Raw genomic sequence first — 1,220 nt, forward strand, 5'->3', positions numbered from 1 at the left:
GCTTTTGCACTGCCCGCCGCCACCTGGGCAGCATCGCCCGCGCCGTTGAAGGTGATGTCCTTCAACGTACGCACCCCTGCCGACACCGACCCTGGCAAGCGCTGGGAAGACCGCCGCGATGCCATGGTCAAGGTGATCCAGCAGGCGCATCCGGCGGTGATCGGCACCCAGGAGCTGGTGCTGGAGCAGGCCAATTACCTGGCCGAACATCTGCCCGACTATCGCTGGTTCGGCGAAGGCCGCCGCGGTGGCAGTGGCGACGAACACATGGGCGTGTTCTACGACAGCAAGGTGCTGGCGGTGGAAGAGTCAGGCAATTTCTGGCTGTCCGATACGCCCGAGGTCGCAGGCAGCATCAGCTGGGGCAACCTGTTCCCGCGCATGGTCACCTGGGCCGTGTTCCGCCGCCTGGATGATGGCCGTCGCTTCTACTTCATGAACACCCACCTGCCCTACCGCGACGAGGACGAGCCGCGCCGGATCAAGGGAGCCGAACTGATTGCCACGCGCGTGGCCGCGCTGCCTTCCGACCTGCCGGTGGTACTGACCGGTGATTTCAACAGCGAGCCCGGCGGCGGCACCTATCAGGCCTTCACCCGGGTGCTTCAGGACACCCGTCGCCAGGTCAAGTCGCCGCAGGGTCCGCGCCTGACCTTCCACAACTTCACAGGAACGGCGACCGCCGAGCTGGACTGGGTGCTGGTACGTGGCTTCCACGCGCGCAGCTTCCTGACCGATGACCGCCGCATCGACGGCGTACTGCCCTCCGACCACTTCCCGCTGGTCGTTGAGCTGGACTGGCCGAAGCACTGAACAATGCAGCGACCCTCGCTACGGCGACGGTCGCTTGCCCAGCAGGCGGTACAACGCCTGATGCTGGTCGCGCGCCTGGCAGATGCGTGCGCCGACGGCAAGGAACACCGCAATGCCGACAAGGCCAACACCCAGCATTGAATCGGGCAGGCGCACGAAGCCGATCACCGCGGCCATCGCTGCCAGTACCAATAACACCACCACGCCGACCGACAGCCCGGCCCCTGGCAGGCCGGGATCACCGAGCAGCGTCCGTTGCGCCGATTGCTTCTGTTCGCCCATGTCCTGTGCTCCCGTGGTTTTTCCCCACTAGTTACACGGAGGGCGGCACTTCCGGCAGAGTCAGAAACGTCACAGTGGCGAGAACGTCCACGGCGGCCCACGCGCTACCCTGCCAGCATCCTCGT

At 65.7% G+C, this 1,220-nt stretch carries 2 protein-coding genes; one reads left to right on the forward strand and one right to left on the reverse strand.

Going from position 1 to position 1,220, the window contains the following annotated elements; translation table 11 throughout:
* On the forward strand, window positions 1-813 hold an 813-nt coding region (locus AC1VAN_RS22380; RefSeq protein WP_480986807.1), incomplete at its 5' end, for an endonuclease/exonuclease/phosphatase family protein.
* 18 nt (window positions 814-831) lie between these two features.
* Here AC1VAN_RS22380 and AC1VAN_RS22385 read toward each other — a convergent pair.
* Window positions 832-1,095 (reverse strand): hypothetical protein, encoded by a 264-nt coding sequence (locus AC1VAN_RS22385; protein ID WP_025878847.1) that lies wholly within the window; start codon window positions 1,093-1,095, stop codon window positions 832-834.
* Between the last annotated feature and the right edge of the window lie 125 nt (window positions 1,096-1,220).

It is taken from the genome of Stenotrophomonas sp. 05L44_2, assembly GCF_056665995.1.

Coding starts and splice junctions, on each gene's coding strand:
- AC1VAN_RS22385 (WP_025878847.1), bottom strand. CDS start 1,095: ATGGGCGAACAGAAGCAATCGGCGCAACGGACGCTGCTCGGTGATCCC.